Genomic DNA, 505 nt, shown 5'->3' on the forward strand with positions numbered 1-505 from the left:
GAGGTATGGAACGATTTTGTTGTGTAAATCAAATTAACTATATTCAAATGAATCCGTTAGAAGCCAAATTTAAAACGAGCGCTCTAAGATCATGGAAAACTGATCAGGCAGATGCTCATAAGCTTGCTTGTTTAGGACCGACGCTTAAACAAACAGACAGCTTACCTATACATGAGTTAATATTCTTTGAATTAAGAGAACGCGTCCGTTTTCATCTAGAAATCGAGAATGAACAAAATCGACTTAAATTTCAGATCCTTGAATTACTCCATCAAACATTCCCTGGTTTAGAAAGATTGTTTAGTAGTCGATATTCAATCATTGCACTCAACATCGCAGAAATCTTTACTCATCCAGACATGGTTCTTGATATCGACAAGGAGGTACTGATTACACATATATTCAATTCTACAGATAAGGGAATGTCAATGGATAAAGCTACAAAATATGCACTTCAATTAAGGGTGATTGCTCAAGAAAGCTATCCTARTGTCGATAGACATTC

The 505-nt window shown here is 35.5% G+C and carries 1 pseudogene; it reads left to right on the plus strand.

Annotation, left to right across the window (positions count from 1 at the left end):
- Positions 1-505, plus strand: a pseudogene (locus tag AB4Y80_RS16920) (IS110-like element ISSep2 family transposase); the annotation flags it as partial.

Source organism: Specibacter sp. RAF43, from assembly GCF_052114065.1.
Taxonomy (GTDB): Bacteria; Actinomycetota; Actinomycetes; order Actinomycetales; family Micrococcaceae; genus Specibacter.